This is a genomic window from Levilactobacillus cerevisiae, assembly GCF_003946245.1.
GTDB classification, from domain to species: Bacteria; Bacillota; Bacilli; order Lactobacillales; family Lactobacillaceae; genus Levilactobacillus; species Levilactobacillus cerevisiae.
In genome coordinates this window covers 1-16,624 of the sequence record NZ_RHNN01000003.1, presented here as the reverse complement: position 1 = coordinate 16,624, position 16,624 = coordinate 1, and the positions used below count along the sequence as shown (strand labels likewise).

The window sequence follows — 16,624 nt, the reverse complement described above, 5'->3', positions numbered from 1 at the left end:
ATTGTATGACGGGGAAGCAAAAAGGGAGGCTCTCCTGGTTGGAGAACCCACCTCATTCTGATGCTACGCTGATTCTTACTCCCTAAAAACCCGCTCACAACAACGTCACCCGTTTCCCCGCAATCGCCAGCAGTCCGTCCGCCACCAACTGGTGTAACTGGCGGCTCAGCGTTTCTGGCGTGATGCCCAGGAAACTGGCGAGCTCCTTTTTCCTCACGGGTAAGTCGAACTCGGCGGCCTGTTTCTCCTGGCCAATCTGTTGGAGGTAGGCCAGCACACGGTTCTTGGCTGTCAAATTCCCCGTGAGCGCGCTCACCGACTCCAGCTCCGTCAGCCGATCGCCCAAAATGTTGAGCAGGTTAAATGCCACGTCAGGTTCTCGCCGCAACAGCGCCTGGAAATCGTCCCTGCCAATCGAGCAGATCCGGGTATCTTCCACGGCCTCAGCGTAGTTGAAATGCTTCCGGTTGGCGAACAGCGCGGCCTCACTGTCGATGGCCCCACCCCGCAGCATGTACAGCACCTTTTCCTTGCCGTTCTCGTTGAGCTGATACACCTTGACCCGCCCGGAATCCACAATCATCATCCGGTCCAACTGGCTGGTCGGATCGTACAGCACGCTGCCCTTATTGAACAACTGCTGGTGAACGGAAATCTTAGCCAACTCTGCAATGGCGGCATCGTCCAGCCCTTTGAAAATTGGCGCTCCCTGAACACATTTAATCGGCGAATGGCTCATCTTTTTTCTCCTTTTTGACATTTTCTTGATAATTATCAATTTTTAATTCTCGACCTCAGTATATACTAAAACCATCAATTCGAGGAGGTCATTTCACATGAAAATTTATCAAGCAAACATCGTGCCACTCAACGAACAGGTGATTGGCACGGCGGCTCACGGGACGGCGCTGTTCACCATCAACGGCGACACGCTGACCATTAACATTGAAATGTTTGACACCCCGGACAACCTGCAGCACTGGGAGCATTTTCACGGCTTCCCCGACGGCAAGGACGCGGCGATTGCGACCAGCGCGCAGGACGTGAACCACGACGGCTTTGTCGACCTCCCCGAAACGGGCGCGGTGTCCGGCACGACCATGGTGCCGTTCAACGACGCGCCCCACGAGATGGACATCCCCAACGACGCGTACCCGGTAGCGGATGATCACGGCTACTTCGCCTACACCAAGGTCGTGCCACTGGCGGCGCTGGATGAAAAATTCAAAGCCACCTTCAACGACAGCGAATTGGCCCTCGACAAACGGGTCATCTACATCCACGGCGTCACGGACGATGTCGCCTTGCCAGCCACGGTCGCCGGTGCGGTCGGCCACTACGACGCCCACGTGACCTTGCCGATTGCGGTGGGGAAGATTGTGACGCTGTGATATGGCGGGGACGGATGATGGTTAATCATCAATTTGTCAGAATTTCACGCTAATAAAAAACGAGTTGCATTTCCCCAATTGGGAAGATGCGACTCGTTTTAGATTTGAGAATTAATCGTTCAAGGAATCGATATTACGGATTACCTGGTGCATCGGACAACGCCCAGGTAATGGTACCGTGATAGCCATAGGCACCGCCGACAGCGTAGATATCTGGATTTGCATCCAGGTAAACACCGGCAGGTACGCTGGTGCTTCCAGTGTATGAGTTACTATTCTGTGTCCAATTCTTGGCAATATCTGTAGTGGTAGTACCACTCGCACGGGTGCCAGAAGCCACCTGCACAGGTTTATCGCCATCAAGTGGACTTTTCGTACCACTACCATTCTCATAAACAATGTGCCCACTTAACGTCCGACCACTGCCGTCACTAGCTACCATATCCGTCGCTGAAGCCGTCACGGACCATGTTGATTCAGCCGCACGCGTATCAGAAATCCCAACCTGATAGCTTCCGGGTGCAATTAAGGTCTCTTGACTAGGAACAGCTATGCCATCTTTATTACCGAAGACCATTGTACCCATGTCTGCCGTAGTAAATTGGAGAAGGCCAGCACCCCGCGTCACAGAAATCGTAGCGGGTGTGGTTGACTTATCCCCAGCGGTATCACTGGCATTGATCGCCACATCCTGGGTTCCCCCAGCTATCGTACCGGTTAAGCTAGTATCGTCAGTAGTGTCAAAAGCTAGGCCATCACCATCAGTACCTGTCGTTAACGGCGTTGTGCTGTCTTGCTTTGTCACTGATAATCCTGCTTGACTGGCTAACCAATTCGCAATATCGGATGATGACTTGCCTGCAATATAGGTATCCCAATCATCGGGTGATACAGTCAGACTTGACGTTGCGGGCGTAATTGTTAACGGAACGGTATCCATCACTTTGGCAGTAACACTATCTGAATCACCTAACTTATTACTCTGTGTCACTGTAATTGTTGAAGAACTTCCAAGCTGCTTCAGACTTTTACCAGCTAAGTCAAATGAATAGTCACCATTTGAATCAGCGGTGGTAGTAACTGAATCCGTCAGACCTGTAAGCGTGACTGTTCCGTTTGGAGTTGCTTGTCCACTTACAACTGTATCGCTTGAGTTGACAGAACCGCTCCCAGCAGTACTATTGATTGTCACAGGAGTTGAAAACTTAAAGGTTGCATCCCGAGTAAATGTACCAAAATAATAACTGGCAATTTGATCAGAAGTCATTTGCCCAGCTTTATACTGTAAACCGACATATAGTTTAGGATAACCACCTGAAGAAAAAATACTTGCCAAATTACTGAGATTCACATCAACCTCTTGATAGCTATTTGGCATATTCACGGTTTTTCCACTACCCAAACTCTTTGGCATACTCGTTGCAACTGAATTCCCACCATATGTCATAACGGCCGGATATACAGCATCATAACTGGTACCATTTGAAATAATCTGATCGGAAAACAGTATATAAATTTTTGTAGTGTCAGTAGTTAACCGATGCGTAGTTGCATCAACTCCGTTTGCCGCTACACCAATTATTGTTGGATACGTCTTTGTGGTGTAATAATAATTGCTACCTCCGTCAACAGTCGTCCCAGGAGACTTAGTCTGGTAAACCTGACCATCTGTCAGACTCACAGCCGTGCTGCCGGATGGCAAACTGGCTGCCGTAGCATTAGTCAAATTAACGAATTGCCCCACGCCCACAAAAGCCAGCAACAAGCCAAGCTGCAGTAAAATTTTCTTCAACTTCATCTTGACTCACTCCCTCTCCCTAAGTAGGCGTGCTTGCCGATAAATCAACGCTAACAAGAGCATCACAATTAGCAAGAGTAATCCTAACATTGTTACCAACAAAGCTTGCGTTTCATTCGTCTGTGGCAAGCGACCTGCAATAACGTCTGCTGCAGCCGTCTTGACTAACACACCCGGACTCGGCTTAACCGTTTTTTTGGTGACTGTGGCTTTTTTCGCAGAAGGAATCTGCCTATCAACGATGGCCGCAGCTCTACCAGTCTCGGCATTAGGATTCGCAGTAAATGTGATCCCCGCTTCTGTCGTCCCAGTGCTAAAAACATGTTTGGCAAGCGCTGGTGTGCTCGCACTAAATCCTAGTACTAATGTAAGCACCAAAACTACTCTCAAGAGTATTTTTTTCACAACCAACGCCCTCCTTTCCCTATATTACTTTGTTTCATCCTCGTCTTCGTCATTACGTCGACGTCTCCGAATCAAGTAAATGATCAAGAGAATTAATAAAATCAGTATCAGCATTGCCAACGCACCTAAAGCAATCAATAACCAAATGTTCATTCCCTGGTTATCAACTGATTCATGATTGTACTTGTTAGCCTGTGCCTTGGTAATCGTGAAGTTTCTATCGAACACCCATGTCCGATCAGTATTTTTGACCACCATATGCAAATGATAATTTCCAGCCTTTAACGTAGTGTTTTCAAATAACATTGGGTACTTATAAACAGAGTTTGGTGCCGTCTGAACATTACTCTGCTTAAGATGCTTAACCGTCTGATTATTGTCCCGATTAGTGATTGTCGTATCCATCTTCAGGTTTGGAATAATAACCGCTGAAGTGTTCCTCAAGTTGGCAAAAACCGCTTGGTGCCCGTTACTTAACCCTGCAGCAACTCTGCCTAAACTCATGGCTGCAACTGGCACTTTCCCCAAAGTATACTTCATCCCAATCACGTACGAATATTCACTACGAATATTGGTTGCTCCCTTAACGTTACCGGTGACTTTGTTATCTACCTTTTTAAAGTACCAGCCCCCAAGGATAACGCCATTAAAGGAACTCTTAGGAACTTTCACAACAGCCGAAACCACTCTGGATTTACCAGCCGGAATCGTCAACGTTTTCTTACCTTGTATTCGACTAATATCACTCATCTTGTAACGTAATGAAGGATCAAACGATTTGGTTGGATTAATGTAGTCAATATGCCCGACTGAATTCGTCCAAGCCGTGTGAATTGCAGTTTTAATCGTGATATCTTGATTAGAGATATTGTTCACACGAACCTTTAACGTTTCGGTTTGCCCTGACTTCATTTTCAAATCGAAAAACGAGTTTTGCTTATTGATTTGATTTTTAGGAAGTTCTGCGGACACGTTGTACCCAATATTATTTTCAGTACTAGCCGCGTATGCACTTTCTAATCCTAATCCACCAATAAAAACGCCGAATAACAACAATAACCCCAATTGAATTTTCTTTAAAACTTGCATCGTCACACCTCTGCCTACCCATCATTTTGTCGTACTACAGGTTAATAGTACCACTTTATGTAATGAAAAAAGGTGCTCATTCGTTAACCAATGGACACCTTTCCTCGTAATAAAAATTATGATTCAGGAAGCGCAGCTAATGTCCAGTTCAAAGTTCCACTGTAAGTCGTTGAATCTCCAGTAACTGTAACGTTTGCAGGAATGGCGCTTAGTGAAATGTTGTTAGGATCTACCTGGAATGAAGTCGTCCCAGCACCACTACCCTTAGCCGCAGTGTAAACTGGAACTGCAGTAGTTGTACCTAACTTAGCACTAGCTTTTGGTTGTGAAATACCTGTAGTATCCGTAGTTGCAGAATTTTTGACTGTTGCATTTTGATCAGTATTAAAGTTCAATGAAGCACCGGTTAAGTTATGAGTGCCATCTGTAAAGTTAGTTGCACTCATATCGACTTCCCACCCAGCGTTACTTGCACGGGTATCTGAAACTTCAGTAACGAAGTTAGGATTAGCGGTCGTGCCTGAAAATGTCGTCGTACTGATACTACCGGGTTTACTATCTGTAGCTGCATTAGTGCCCGCCGTGAAAGTCTGTGCCCCGGTGGTTGAAGTTTCGTGCGTCCCGAAATCAAGTGTCTTAGTAACGTACAAGAAAGTTAAAGGACCGCTTGGTGTAGTCCCACCATTATCGCCTGGCGTCACTGACGGTGTGTCAGGATTATTAGGATCAACTGGTGTCGTTTGATCTGCTGGTTTAGTAAATGTTACGGAACCATTAGTTGAACCTGAAAGACCGTCTGCATGTGCTGCAATTGGTGCAACAGTCCCGAGTAATAATGCACTTGCTAATACGATTGTACTTAATGTCTTTTTCATAAATAAAGCACCCCTTTGATTTATCTCTTTAGATTCCCAAAACACTGTGACAGACAACATCTCTAAGGATCGTCATGATTTTGGTATAAAGATGAGCACCTCAATCATTAAGATCAGTTGTGGAATAGCAACTCCCCCTAAAAGGATGTTACGCTTCACTAACTATGTAACAAGCCCATTACAAGGCCAAATGGTTGGGTTGTAAACAATTTTCTGGCATATATTTAAAATAAATTTAATCGTCTGTCGAGAAGCCATATCTGCCGGCGTTCCGGCGTTTATAGCTAGCGGTTGGCTGACTATTGTAGCTGTTTATCGTTCATATAAACTAGCCATCTATACGAATTTGGATAACGTTTGTCGGCTTGCAACACGCCCTCAATCATCTATGGCTGTAAGGGATTACGTACTTTTTCAAAGTGATTTTTTCGTTACTCTATAGTAGCGAAAGATTGGATAAATCGACGTGGTTTGTCAAAATTGCTTCAACTTTCTAGCAGCTTGCTCCCCATTCTTCTGTACCAATATCTACTTGATCGTCGTTGTTCCAGCACCTTCACCCGAGGTGGAACGATTGACCATCATTCGACCCCAAAACAAAGAAGCCAGCGCCACGACAATTTATGTCGGGCCCGGCTTCTTACTTATCTAATAGTTCTCGAATTAACGCTTGCGTCTGGTCCATTCGTTTTTCCCGCGCATCCGCTCGTTGCAACGCCACCTGTTCCAACGCCGACAACGTCATCGCTTCTTCCGCTGCTGGCAAGGCGTACAGCCGCTGATAGTGGTGCTTCATCGTCGTGAAGTCTGGGTTGTCCTGCACCAATCGTCGCAACTGGCTGGTGGTCACGTGATTCTTCTTTGCTGGCACCCACTGGTCTGCTGGTTGGTCCGTTAACCGCTTCGTAAATGCCTGGCGCAACGGCGCTGGCCAGTTGGCTGGTAGCGACTCGCCCGCCGTTAGCCGGTCCCGCAACGTGGCGCAGTCAGCATAGATACTAGTTGGCACCTGTTGGCCCTCCCAGGCTTGTTGCAACTGTTTCAGCCTTATTTGGCGTTTCTCTGGCGTCAGGTCAAACCCAACCGCCGCGTTGAACAGGTCGTCGTACCAGTCCCGTTGACGCTGTTTGGCGCGTTGCTGGCTGGCCCGATTTAAGTCCGCCACCAGGTAGCGCGGTACAATCTGCAGCCTGGCCGCTTGAATTTGGCCCGTTCGGCCAAACTCCGTCGCCATCACGCCTAGTTGATACGAGTTGACCAACTTTTGTAGGCTCACCGGCATCTCGAGTTTCGCCAATACGGTCTTGAAATCCGTCAATGGCAAATGTTGCGTGATGATATTGGCCACACGCTGCAGGTACGTTTGATACGGTGCCGACGCGCGTAACTGATTGACCGCCGTACTTTCCTGGTGTTGGGCGTGTTGCCAGGCCGCCTGAGCTTCTTCCTCCGCCAGCCGTCGTTCCCGCTCAGCCCGTCTCTCAGCCGTCTGCTGGGCGACTGTGGCCGCTTCCCGGTTAATCCCCGTGAGCACGTCATATTCCGTGAGGTACGGGTTCAACTGGGTTCTCGGCAGGGTCGGTTGGGGCCGTTTCAGATAACCGGTCACCGTGCTCTTGGTCCCGTTATGGACCCAGCGTTGCCGCCGTTGGTGCTTTTCTGGTAAATGCGGCAAGGCGGTCGGGTCCCACAAAATTTCGGGCACCTGGGGATACTGTTCGGTCAGGTCGTCGTACTGGGCGACCGCGTGGATGTTGTCCTCCGTGGTGATGGTCATCAGGTACTGCATTTCGTCACTCATGAACTTCTTCACGCACTCGGACCCGACCACAATCTTATGGCCGTCCTTACGCAACACCACGTGATATTCGTAGCGCACCGGCTTGTGGCACAACGCACAGTGCCGCCAATCCAAGCGATTGTTGCTGGGATTGATCACGTACGGGGAGTCCGCCAGCAATTTCCAAGCCTCACTGCTCTGAACCAGCCAGTCGACGCGCTGCTCCAACAAGGCTTCCCTAGCCGAACGCGGCAGGAAGTCACTGCTATCCTTGATGGTCGGATGGTCGCGCAGGAGCGGCATCAACCGGGTCAATGCCGGTAAGGCCAGTGCGCGCTGACTCAGTTGTAAGAACCGGTTCTCGGCCGGGGTTAAAATCGTGGTTGCCATGCGTAACGTCCTTTCGTCTCAAAATCGCGTTCTTTTAGTGTATCATATTTGCGGCGAGTTGGGGAACGTACGTTTAATATTTTGCCACACAAAAGGGATGTCCCCGCCGCAATCACTGCGCTAGTGGCATCCCCGCTAACTTGTCATTTAAAATTTTGGGCAACCGTCATGGCTCGCGCTAAGCCAGTTTGCCGTTCATAAACTGTGCTTCGCCAGCGCCAAAGCTCCAATCCGCCTTGGTGTTGCCGACGATATTGATCATCACATCACTCGGCGCCACGCCGGTTCCCGCCTCAAGCGCCTTGACCAGGTGCGCGTAGAAGCGTTCCTTGTCGTCCTCGGCGCGGGGACTGGAGGTCAGACTGAACATCAGGAACTTGTCCGTCCGTTCAAAGCCCAGGCCAACGTCTTCAATAATCATTTCTTCAGGATCGTGCTGGGTAACAATTTGGTACCGGTCGCGTGGCAACAGGTGCAGTTCCTCCGTGGCCACCTGGTAAGAGATGTCCAAGATATTTTTGATTTCCGCCTTACTCCGGCCTCTAAACATATCGATTCGCATTAATGGCATGAGCTAAATCTCCTTTTCTACTAGTTAAGTCCACCGTGAATTCTAGCACGGTGCGCGTGATTCACAAACGCATGTGACTTGTGCGTTGGTGTTGTTAGTGGGGCTCGCTGATTACAGAACTTAGTTTACTGCAGACGGGGGATTAGTGAATTGATAAATATCAAGTTTTGCCATTATTACAAAATAAATCGTCAAAAGAACGTTTGTTTGGTTCATTACGCTATGTGCGTCAGGTATGCTACTTAGACTGTCTGTGACAGAAATTTACGAAGGGAATTTTTGAGGATCTACAACTAAGACTGTATAATTAAGAAAACTACAGTCTCAGGTGATAAAAATGAATACACAATTAGTCGACAAAACACTTTACCAGTTAAAATCCGTCTTCACCACCAGGCAGGCCAAAGCCCTGGGCCTCACGAGTTACCGGTTGAACGCGCTCACCGATGCTGGTGAGATTCGCCCCATCGCCAAGGGTCGCGCTGGCGTCACTATCTGGGCAAACGACCACTATCTCTTTGATGAACGCGCGGCCATTGCTTTACAGTACCCCCAGGCCATCATTTCTGGCGTCGCCGCGCTCACTTGGTGGGACCTGATTGATCGTCAAGCAACCTTTGTTGACGTGACCGTTCCCCAAGCCTATCGCGTCAGACAATTAGCCCATCTTCCCAACGTCAACGTTCACTTTGTTTCCAATGAGCTCTACGAAATTGGTCTCACGACTGTGCTTAAGGATGATGATCAATTTCCGCTCAAGGTCTACAATCCGGAACGTGCGCTCATCGACGCCTGGCGCTTCAAAAAAGCCATTAGTGATTGGGACCGACAAGAGGCTACCCGGAACTATTTCCAAAGTGAAAACGCCAACGTTACCAAGCTACAAGGCTATTTGGCGCAATTTCCAGGACTACAAGACTTACAGAAAATTACGGCGGTATTCGCCCATTAAACCCCAAGACGTTATTAGACGACTGAACGCATTGGCACGGACTGAACACATTGCCATTCAGGATTTACAGAGTCGCTATGCTGCTGAACGCCTACTGGCCAGAATTGAAGTTTCTCCTTACAGAAACGAACTGATTCTCAAGGGTGGCTATTTAATTGGCGCCATCATTGGAATTGGTCAACGTTCCACTCGAGATTTGGATTACTCGGCCAATCTGGTGACGTCCCAAGATGAGTTAACCCAGATTCTGACAACCATAAGCGCCATCCCACTCGCGGACGATGTTTCATTTCAGAATTTACGAGTTGTTGAAAACCTAAAGTCATCCACTCACTATAATCCAGGTTATAAGTTGCATCTGAATTTGAAGATGGCCAACCCTGATCCGTCTCGTCCCACCAAACCAATTACTTTTAAATTAAAAATCGACTTAACGCTCAATGATTTAATCATTCCTGAGGTACAGCGATTTCAGCACATTTCCGAAATCGATGGTAGTGTTATCCAGGCTTACGCTTATCCTGTTGAACAAATCCTGGCTGAGAAAATCTCTGCTTGTTTAGCACATGGCGACCAAAATACGCGTACTCGTGATTACTATGACATTTACGCGTTAAGTCAATTTGAGGGAAACCATCTCGACTATCATGATTTATATCAATCAATTGTTGGGCAGTTTAACCAGCATCAGCAACAAGCTGCCTTAACAAATCCGATTGTTGCTTTTCAAGACCTAGGTCAAAGTACCCAGCTAATAACGCGCTGGAATCACGATAAGCAGCAGTTTCTACAAACGAACTCAGATGTCTCTTTCGATGCAACCATTTCAGCGGCAATCCGCTTACTGCAACTGGCAGGCTTTTCTGAACAAGCACCTTTGCCACCCTACCATCCGTGGTTAACTGATTAAATGACAAAAATTATTGAAGCAAAAATGGGCCTAGGATTTCAATGTCCTAAGCCCATTTTGTCTGTTCAATTAATCTGTTCTATCTTTCCCCAATCCAATCCTTCAAAGCCACACCCGTCCGCGAGGCCGTCACAGCAATTGAGCCGCGCGGCGTACCGCTGTACTGAATCTGACCACCGTACCGACCGGCATCCGGACCGACGTCAATTAGCCAATCTGCCTGGCCGATGACGGCTAAGTTGTGTTCGATGATAATCAACGAATTACCGGCCGCCACCAGTTCATTGAACAGCTTCAACAGGCGCGCCGTGTCCTGCAAATGCAGCCCGGCCGTGGGTTCGTCCAACAGGTAGATGGTCCCCTGCTTGCCCAGCTCAACCGCTAATTTCAACCGCTGGAGCTCGCCACCGGACAAGGTCGTCAGGGGTTGCGCCAACGTCAGGTAGCCCAGCCCAACGCGATCCAAGTTCGCTAACTTGCTAGCCAACTTCGGTGTGTCCCGGAAGAAGTCCGCCGCTGCCTTGACTGACAGCTGGAGAACGGCCGCAATATTTTTACCCTGATAACTATACTGCAGGGCTTCCTCGCTGTACCGTTTGCCGTGACAGAGCTCACACGTCTGCACGACCGGATCCATGAACGCCATGTTGGTAATCGTGACGCCCTTCCCCTTACACCGCGGGCAGGCACCCTTGCCGTTGTAACTGAACAGGCTAGTCCCCACGCGGTCATTGGCGTCGCTAAACAGCTTGCGAATCTCATCCAAAATGCCCAGGTAGGTGGCCGGCGTCGAGCGAATGTTGATGCCGACGGGCGCCTGGGCCAAATCAATGTAGTCCTCGGTGAGCTGCGACTTGAGCGCCGTCACCAGTGAAGACTTCCCCGAGCCAGCGACGCCGGAGATTACGGTCATCACGCCCAGTGGCACGTCCACGTTCACGTCTTTCAAATTATTCTGCTTGACGTGTCGCAAAGCTAATTGCCCGGTTGGCTGCCGTTCCGCGCCCCAGTGATGGGCCTGGCGCAACCATTTGCCCGTCAACGAGTCCGATGCCAACAACTCGGGGTAGGTCCCGGTAAACGTTACCGTCCCGCCACCTTGACCGGCCAGCGGCCCCATTTCGACCACGTAATCCGCGAAATCAATCATCGCCGGGTTATGTTCAACGACTAACACGGTGTTGCCCTTATCCTTTAACCGGGTCAACGCCTGCTTGACCAACTGAATGTCGTGCGGATGCAGGCCCACGCTGGGTTCATCTAAAATGTAAACCATGTCGACCAACGCGCTAGTCAGGTATTTGGCAATCTTGATCCGCTGGGCTTCCCCGCCGGACAAGGAACTGGTTCCCCGGTCCAGCGTCAAATAGCCCAGGCCAATGTCGACCAACGACTGAATCTTGGTACTGAGCTCCCGAACGACGTCGGTGGCCAGCGGCTCGGTAATCGCCTGTAAAAAGGTCAGCACGTGGCGCAGGTCCATCGCCGTGACGTCAGCAATGTTTTCCCCGTTGATATGATTGGTCAAGACTGCCGGCTTCAACCGCGTGCCGTGACAGACGGGACACGGCTGGCGGGTCACAATCGCCGAGATGGCCTCGCGGTGGTGTTCCGCTTCTTTTTTGCCAATCACCGACCGCCGAATCCGCGGCACCACGCCCTCGTACAGCGCCGTGCGCGGAAAGCCTTCGCCGGGATGGTCAAGCTTCTGTTGCGGCGCGTGCATCAACAGCTCGTACTCCGCCGCCGTGTAATCCTTGATCGGCTTGTCATCGTCAAACAAGCCACTCGTGGCGTACCGCCGCCAACGCCAGGTATTCGGCCCGAAGCTGACAAACGTGATGGCGCCCTGATTCAACGACTTTTCCGGGTCGATCAGCTTATCCTCAGCAATATCATCCACGTAACCTAACCCCTGGCAGGCCGGGCACATCCCCTGTGGCAGGTTGAACGAGAAGCTGTCGGAATAGCCGATGAACGGCTTGCCGATCCGCGAAAATAACAGCCGCATCAGCGAGTAAATGCCGGTGTACGTTGCCAGGGTCGAGCGGGCATTTTTCCCTAACCGCTGCTGCTCAATCACGATGGCTACTGGCAAGTGCTCAATATCGCCGACGTGGGGCTGGCCAAATTTTGGCAAATACTGTTGCGTGAAGCTGGGGAACGTCTCGTTTAATTCCCGCCGTGATGCCGCCGCAATCGTGTCGAACACCAGCGATGACTTGCCGGACCCCGATAGGCCGACAAACACCGTCGTTTCGTACTTGGGCACCCGCAAATTCACGTGCTGCAGGTTATTTTGCGTCGCATCCTTGATCTCGATGAAGCCTTGTTTGAAAGTTGGTTGCATCCCATCTACCCCTCTCATTCCGCCGTTCTGAAACACTACCTATCCACCTTACCATATTCTAAAATTTTGTGGGGACTGGGGGATTGAGAGGTGAAACATGGACTGAAAAATTTGGTGAACGATAATCAACAGGTAGTCATAGCAAGCGCGGCACCTGTACATATACCTACTAGCGGACAGAAAAAGACGACTAAACCATCCGAAGTTTCCGTAGATGTTTTAATCGTCCTCGCTTAAGTATGCGTAGCTTGAATTCAAAACTAAATGACCACTCAAACCCAATCTTCATTTGGCGAGCCACCAACAATTGTCGTCCAACCACTCAACTTTGGGTGAGACTGATTCTTAACATACAGATAGCTATCGTGTTCCCGGGTTCTCTCAACCGCTTTGACAACCAACAACTTATCAGTTGGATAGTCATACGCATGGATCACTAATTTTGCCCCATATTGTGAATACTTGGGATAAGTCCAGATGCTTTTGAACGGATAATAACTTGTCGTTGTGTTTAAAACGCTACTTGTGCTACTAATGCTAATACTCTCAGTCGTAGCCACCCGTTTAACACCACCACTGTACTTGTTTAGCGTTTTTCCACCGTAGACATAACCACGATACTTACCATTCATGGTAACGACTCGGTAGTAAATGGCGCCTGTACTAGTTACCTCATAACCATATGCATGAAAGTAATAGCCAGAACCCTTGTGCGTTCTATTCTTCCGATTTTCCTTGAAGTATGTCCGATCACTGGCCGAATAAGTGCCAAACGTCTTCATCAATTTCTTGGACACGACCAGCTTAGCACCCTTAGTTGTTCCGGGTTTCGTATATAGCGCGTAGTTTCCGGTACTCGTTAAATTACGACTCGAACTCTTCGTGGTTAACTTCGTGTACTTCGTGGTAATTGTCGCTGCATTCGCCGTCGTTTGGCCTAATCCCAAGCCAAACGCAGCACCCATACCTACAATACCTAAAAGTAGCCCTATTCTTCGTATAGAATTCATTGAACTGTTGCCGCCTCTCTTATGTGACCTGTTATATTTCTGAGCTTATTTGGTAGCATATAGATTGAACCTTAAGCCGTCAACTCCGACAATCCGCTTTTTGGGGGCTTTATGACAACTATCTGTCTTTGAAAATAAAAAAGACCCGGTCACTATCAATTAGGAGCTGGGCTCACTTCCATAGCGATAATCAATACTGTAATATTTTGGTATTAATTTATTTTCTCGACACACAGCGATCCCCAAAATACCTCCAATCAAAGCCTCCCCAAACGCCCACGAAAAGGCTATAATTTAAGCTATAGAAACAACTAAAGGAGGAACTCTTCATGTCACTCTTTAAGCGTCATCCCTTAAATTTAAGCGCTGCCATTCTTGCCGGTGGCGCCGCTGGTGTTGTATCCGGTTTGGTTAAGCTGGGCTGGGAAAACGTCCTGCCGCCGCGGACGCCCGAACGGAACACGACCAATCCGCCGCAACGGTTGCTGGAACAAGTCGGCATCCCTGCCAAGCTGACCCATGCCACCTACACCTACTCTGGCCAACAACTGCCGTGGGTCAGCTACGTGATTCACTTTGGCTTCTCAACCACGTTTGCCGTACTCTATCAAATTATTGGTGAAAAAATTCCCGCCGTGAAGAAGGACGCCGGCACCTGGTTCGGCCTCGCCATCTGGGTCGCCTTTCACCTCGGCATCATGCCTGCCATGGGCACCGTGCCCGCCGCGGAAGACCAGCCCAAAGAAGAACACGTTTCCGAAGCGCTGGGCCACATCGTCTGGATGGTGACCAACGACTTAGTCGGCGCAGAGGTCTACCGGCGCTTGACGCAAGCCAGCAAGCGGCGCAAGTAACGCGTCATCTTAGGAGTCATTTTTTCGTTTCACTGCTACCCAACAAATCTTAACGGGGGCGAATCCATGGAAAAGCCTTGGCAAACCAAATGGCCCGAGCGCGTCAGCTACGGCCTTAGCGATGCCGCGGATAATCTGGTCTTTCAGATGATGACCACCTACCTGCTGTTCTTTTATACCGACGTTTACGGTCTCTCCGCCAGTGCCGCCGCGATTCTGTTTATCGTTGCCCGCCTGGCCGACGTGGCCGAAAGTCTCATCATTGGTTTAATGATCGACCGCACCCATTCCAAATGGGGCAAGAGCCGACCGTTCTTTCTCTGGTACGCGCTGCCGTACGTGATCTTTGCCATCCTGACATTTGTCACGCCGCCTTTCAGCGGTGCCGGCAAGCTCGTCTGGGCCTACGCAACTTACCTCGGCCTGGGTTTCTTCTACACCGCGGTCAACCTGCCCATCACCTCAATTCTGCCGACCATGACGCAAAATGAATCCGAGCTGACCTTACTCGGGGTGATTCGCCAATTTGGCGGCAGCTCCGTCCAGATCATCGTGGCCGTCTTCACCCTGCCACTGGTCGCCCTGTTCGGTCACGGTGACCAACGGCAAGGGTTTCTGTTAACCATCGTGCTATTTGGCCTGATTTCATTGGCGCTAATTCTCAACACCTTTTTCCACGTACGGGAACGCTTCACCAGCCCCGAAAAGTCCCACCAATCCTGGGGTGAGGTCGGTAAAATGTTGCGGCAAAACCAGCCGTGGCTGATCATCTCCGTCGTGATTCTGTTGTACTGGTTAACGACGGCCATCAAGAATCAAACCACCATTTACTATTTCAAATACATTCAACACAGTGAGGCGCTGGTCCCGCTGGCCAACGGTTTTACCTTTGCCGCCCTGACTGGCGTGATGCTCATCGTTCCGGCCGCCCGCGTGTGGGGCAAGAAGCAGACCATGTCGCGCGGAATCGTGGCGGCTGGCGCTGGGCAAGTCGTCTTGACAATGGGCGTGGTCAATAACCAACTGGCCCTCATTTTTACCGGGATTTTTGTCAACGCCATCGGCAACGGTCTGATTATCGGGCTGGTCTCCATCATGATTGCGGATACCATTCGCTACGGCATGGCGCTGGGCATTCAGGCCGAAGGAATTTTGGCCTCAACCGATGACTTCGGTGTCAACGTGGGGCTCGGACTCGGCGGCCTGGTGACCGCTGGCCTCTTCCATTTGTCAGGCTACGTGGCCAACCATCCCCAAAACACCGCGACCCAACACATGATCACGTTGAACTACGCCTGGATTCCGCTGGTGTTGTACGTGGTGATGTTCGGCGTTCTCTGGTTCTACAACGAGGAGAAGCTGCAGGCGGCGATTAAAGCTGATTGACTGGTTTTCAGCGAAAAACAGTTAAAAATCTATACAAGAAATAGCACCGTGCCAGCACAAGGACTGGTCGGTGCTATTTTTTTGTAAGCACCTAATAACCGCCCGTACCGAGGTAAAATAAAAAAGATGGCGCCTCGATTTTTGAGGACGCCATCTTCTTTCCATGCCTTAAGCTACGCTACGGTTGACTCCGAAACTATGCCGTCGCTCACGCCCTGTACAAAATTCCATGGTAAATAACCTTCCACCTGGATTATTCATCGCAAGCTAGAAAATCTCAACCAGCCCTTTAGGACTCTGAGGTTTTCTAGCTTTTTTGGTCTCACCCATCGGGTGTGACCAAAAAAAGGTTAAAAAAAGAACCCTACAATGGTATTGTGAAGTTATCAGACAAAACAATATCCAAAAGGGGAGTTCCTAATGACTAATATACTAGACCACAGCTTAGACTTCAATTCAAAAATTTCTTTTTGTGATGATGGTACCCAACTTACCAATGACGCCGGTCTATTTTTGACAACTGAATTTCTTCAAAAAATAGATTTTAATAAAATGATCAAATCCTTTTTACCCCAAATAGACAGTCGTTGCCGACCTAAACATGGTTTTTCTGAGTTGCTAACGCAACTCCTACTTCAAAAAATTGCCGGCTACCAAAATGATTCGATGATTGCTGCGCTCGCCAAAGACGCTGCGTTGAAACTATGCTTAGGAACTGATCAGTTGGCTTCTCAGCCAACTATTTCTCGCTTTATTAATCGCTTGGATCAGACTGCCACGGATGGTTTCAGTAGGCTTAATCTTGCCCTCAATCGGCGGTTGATAGCCCAAAGCAACCAGTCTGATATGGTTCTTGATGTTGA

General features: G+C 49.4%; 15 protein-coding genes. 6 read left to right on the top strand and 9 right to left on the bottom strand.

The features are described 5' to 3' along the window. Window positions 1-94 precede the first annotated feature (94 nt). Window positions 95-739, bottom strand: a complete 645-nt coding sequence (locus EKM99_RS01590; protein ID WP_164511481.1) for a Crp/Fnr family transcriptional regulator — start codon at window positions 737-739, stop codon at window positions 95-97. Window positions 740-836: 97 nt separating this feature from the next. Between EKM99_RS01590 and EKM99_RS01585 the strand changes: the two genes are divergently transcribed. Beyond that, a complete protein-coding gene (locus tag EKM99_RS01585; protein ID WP_125580258.1) occupies window positions 837-1,391 on the top strand; it encodes a hypothetical protein in 555 nt (184 codons plus the stop codon). Window positions 1,392-1,524: 133 nt separating this feature from the next. Here the strand turns inward: EKM99_RS01585 and EKM99_RS01580 are convergent, their stop codons facing one another. From EKM99_RS01580 to EKM99_RS01555, 6 genes are all read right to left on the bottom strand, one after another. Beyond that, the gene (locus tag EKM99_RS01580; RefSeq protein WP_125580256.1) at window positions 1,525-3,189 is read right to left on the bottom strand and encodes a hypothetical protein; all 1,665 of its coding nucleotides are present in this window, start codon (window positions 3,187-3,189) and stop codon (window positions 1,525-1,527) included. Window positions 3,190-3,195: 6 nt separating this feature from the next. Beyond that, window positions 3,196-3,594 carry an LPXTG cell wall anchor domain-containing protein gene (locus EKM99_RS01575; protein WP_164511480.1) on the bottom strand — a complete coding sequence of 133 codons (399 nt, stop codon included), beginning with the start codon at window positions 3,592-3,594 and terminating at the stop codon, window positions 3,196-3,198. Window positions 3,595-3,618: 24 nt separating this feature from the next. Next, a complete protein-coding gene (locus EKM99_RS01570; protein ID WP_125580252.1) occupies window positions 3,619-4,683 on the bottom strand; it encodes a DUF916 and DUF3324 domain-containing protein in 1,065 nt (354 codons plus the stop codon). A 116-nt stretch (window positions 4,684-4,799) separates the two neighbouring features. Next, the gene (locus EKM99_RS01565) at window positions 4,800-5,558 is read right to left on the bottom strand and encodes a WxL domain-containing protein (protein ID WP_164511479.1); all 759 of its coding nucleotides are present in this window, start codon (window positions 5,556-5,558) and stop codon (window positions 4,800-4,802) included. Between the two features lie 640 nt (window positions 5,559-6,198). After that, window positions 6,199-7,728, bottom strand: coding sequence for a hypothetical protein (locus EKM99_RS01560; protein WP_125580248.1), 1,530 nt, complete (start codon window positions 7,726-7,728; stop codon window positions 6,199-6,201). A 178-nt stretch (window positions 7,729-7,906) separates the two neighbouring features. Then, entirely contained in the window at window positions 7,907-8,299 is a 393-nt protein-coding gene (locus tag EKM99_RS01555) for a tautomerase family protein (RefSeq protein WP_125580246.1), read from the bottom strand. A 337-nt stretch (window positions 8,300-8,636) separates the two neighbouring features. Between EKM99_RS01555 and EKM99_RS15700 the strand changes: the two genes are divergently transcribed. Both EKM99_RS15700 and EKM99_RS01550 read left to right on the top strand, forming a co-directional pair. Continuing rightward, window positions 8,637-9,251, top strand: a complete 615-nt coding sequence (locus EKM99_RS15700; RefSeq protein WP_164511478.1) for a type IV toxin-antitoxin system AbiEi family antitoxin domain-containing protein — start codon at window positions 8,637-8,639, stop codon at window positions 9,249-9,251. A gap of 31 nt (window positions 9,252-9,282) precedes the next feature. Continuing rightward, window positions 9,283-10,161 (top strand): nucleotidyl transferase AbiEii/AbiGii toxin family protein, encoded by an 879-nt coding sequence (locus EKM99_RS01550; RefSeq protein WP_164511477.1) that lies wholly within the window; start codon window positions 9,283-9,285, stop codon window positions 10,159-10,161. A gap of 79 nt (window positions 10,162-10,240) precedes the next feature. Here EKM99_RS01550 and EKM99_RS01545 read toward each other — a convergent pair whose 3' ends face one another. Both EKM99_RS01545 and EKM99_RS01540 read right to left on the bottom strand, forming a co-directional pair. Then, entirely contained in the window at window positions 10,241-12,511 is a 2,271-nt protein-coding gene (locus EKM99_RS01545) for an ATP-binding cassette domain-containing protein (RefSeq protein ID WP_125580242.1), read from the bottom strand. A 272-nt stretch (window positions 12,512-12,783) separates the two neighbouring features. Then, window positions 12,784-13,476 carry a hypothetical protein gene (locus EKM99_RS01540; RefSeq protein ID WP_125580240.1) on the bottom strand — a complete coding sequence of 231 codons (693 nt, stop codon included), beginning with the start codon at window positions 13,474-13,476 and terminating at the stop codon, window positions 12,784-12,786. Between the two features lie 374 nt (window positions 13,477-13,850). On the opposite strand from EKM99_RS01540, the gene EKM99_RS01535 reads away from it, so the two are divergent. The 3 genes from EKM99_RS01535 to EKM99_RS01525 all read left to right on the top strand — a co-directional run. Then, window positions 13,851-14,375, top strand: coding sequence for a DUF1440 domain-containing protein (locus tag EKM99_RS01535; protein ID WP_125580238.1), 525 nt, complete (start codon window positions 13,851-13,853; stop codon window positions 14,373-14,375). Window positions 14,376-14,441: 66 nt separating this feature from the next. Continuing rightward, window positions 14,442-15,761: an MFS transporter gene (locus tag EKM99_RS01530; protein ID WP_125580236.1), complete on the top strand. Its 1,320-nt coding sequence runs from the start codon at window positions 14,442-14,444 to the stop codon at window positions 15,759-15,761. A gap of 420 nt (window positions 15,762-16,181) precedes the next feature. After that, a partial coding sequence (locus EKM99_RS01525; RefSeq protein ID WP_191983285.1) for a transposase occupies window positions 16,182-16,624 on the top strand: 443 nt, incomplete at its 3' end.

What these genes read in the sequence shown, in the direction of transcription:
- EKM99_RS01590 (WP_164511481.1), bottom strand. Translation starts at nt 739, where the DNA reads ATGAGCCATTCGCCGATTAAATGTGTTCAGGGAGCGCCAATTTTCAAA.
- EKM99_RS01585 (WP_125580258.1), top strand. Translation starts at nt 837, where the DNA reads ATGAAAATTTATCAAGCAAACATCGTGCCACTCAACGAACAGGTGATT.
- EKM99_RS01580 (WP_125580256.1), bottom strand. Translation starts at nt 3,189, where the DNA reads ATGAAGTTGAAGAAAATTTTACTGCAGCTTGGCTTGTTGCTGGCTTTT.
- EKM99_RS01570 (WP_125580252.1), bottom strand. Translation starts at nt 4,683, where the DNA reads ATGCAAGTTTTAAAGAAAATTCAATTGGGGTTATTGTTGTTATTCGGC.
- EKM99_RS01565 (WP_164511479.1), bottom strand. Translation starts at nt 5,558, where the DNA reads ATGAAAAAGACATTAAGTACAATCGTATTAGCAAGTGCATTATTACTC.
- EKM99_RS01560 (WP_125580248.1), bottom strand. Translation starts at nt 7,728, where the DNA reads ATGGCAACCACGATTTTAACCCCGGCCGAGAACCGGTTCTTACAACTG.
- EKM99_RS01555 (WP_125580246.1), bottom strand. Translation starts at nt 8,299, where the DNA reads ATGCCATTAATGCGAATCGATATGTTTAGAGGCCGGAGTAAGGCGGAA.
- EKM99_RS15700 (WP_164511478.1), top strand. Translation starts at nt 8,637, where the DNA reads ATGAATACACAATTAGTCGACAAAACACTTTACCAGTTAAAATCCGTC.
- EKM99_RS01545 (WP_125580242.1), bottom strand. Translation starts at nt 12,511, where the DNA reads ATGCAACCAACTTTCAAACAAGGCTTCATCGAGATCAAGGATGCGACG.
- EKM99_RS01540 (WP_125580240.1), bottom strand. Translation starts at nt 13,476, where the DNA reads ATGGGTGCTGCGTTTGGCTTGGGATTAGGCCAAACGACGGCGAATGCA.
- EKM99_RS01535 (WP_125580238.1), top strand. Translation starts at nt 13,851, where the DNA reads ATGTCACTCTTTAAGCGTCATCCCTTAAATTTAAGCGCTGCCATTCTT.
- EKM99_RS01530 (WP_125580236.1), top strand. Translation starts at nt 14,442, where the DNA reads ATGGAAAAGCCTTGGCAAACCAAATGGCCCGAGCGCGTCAGCTACGGC.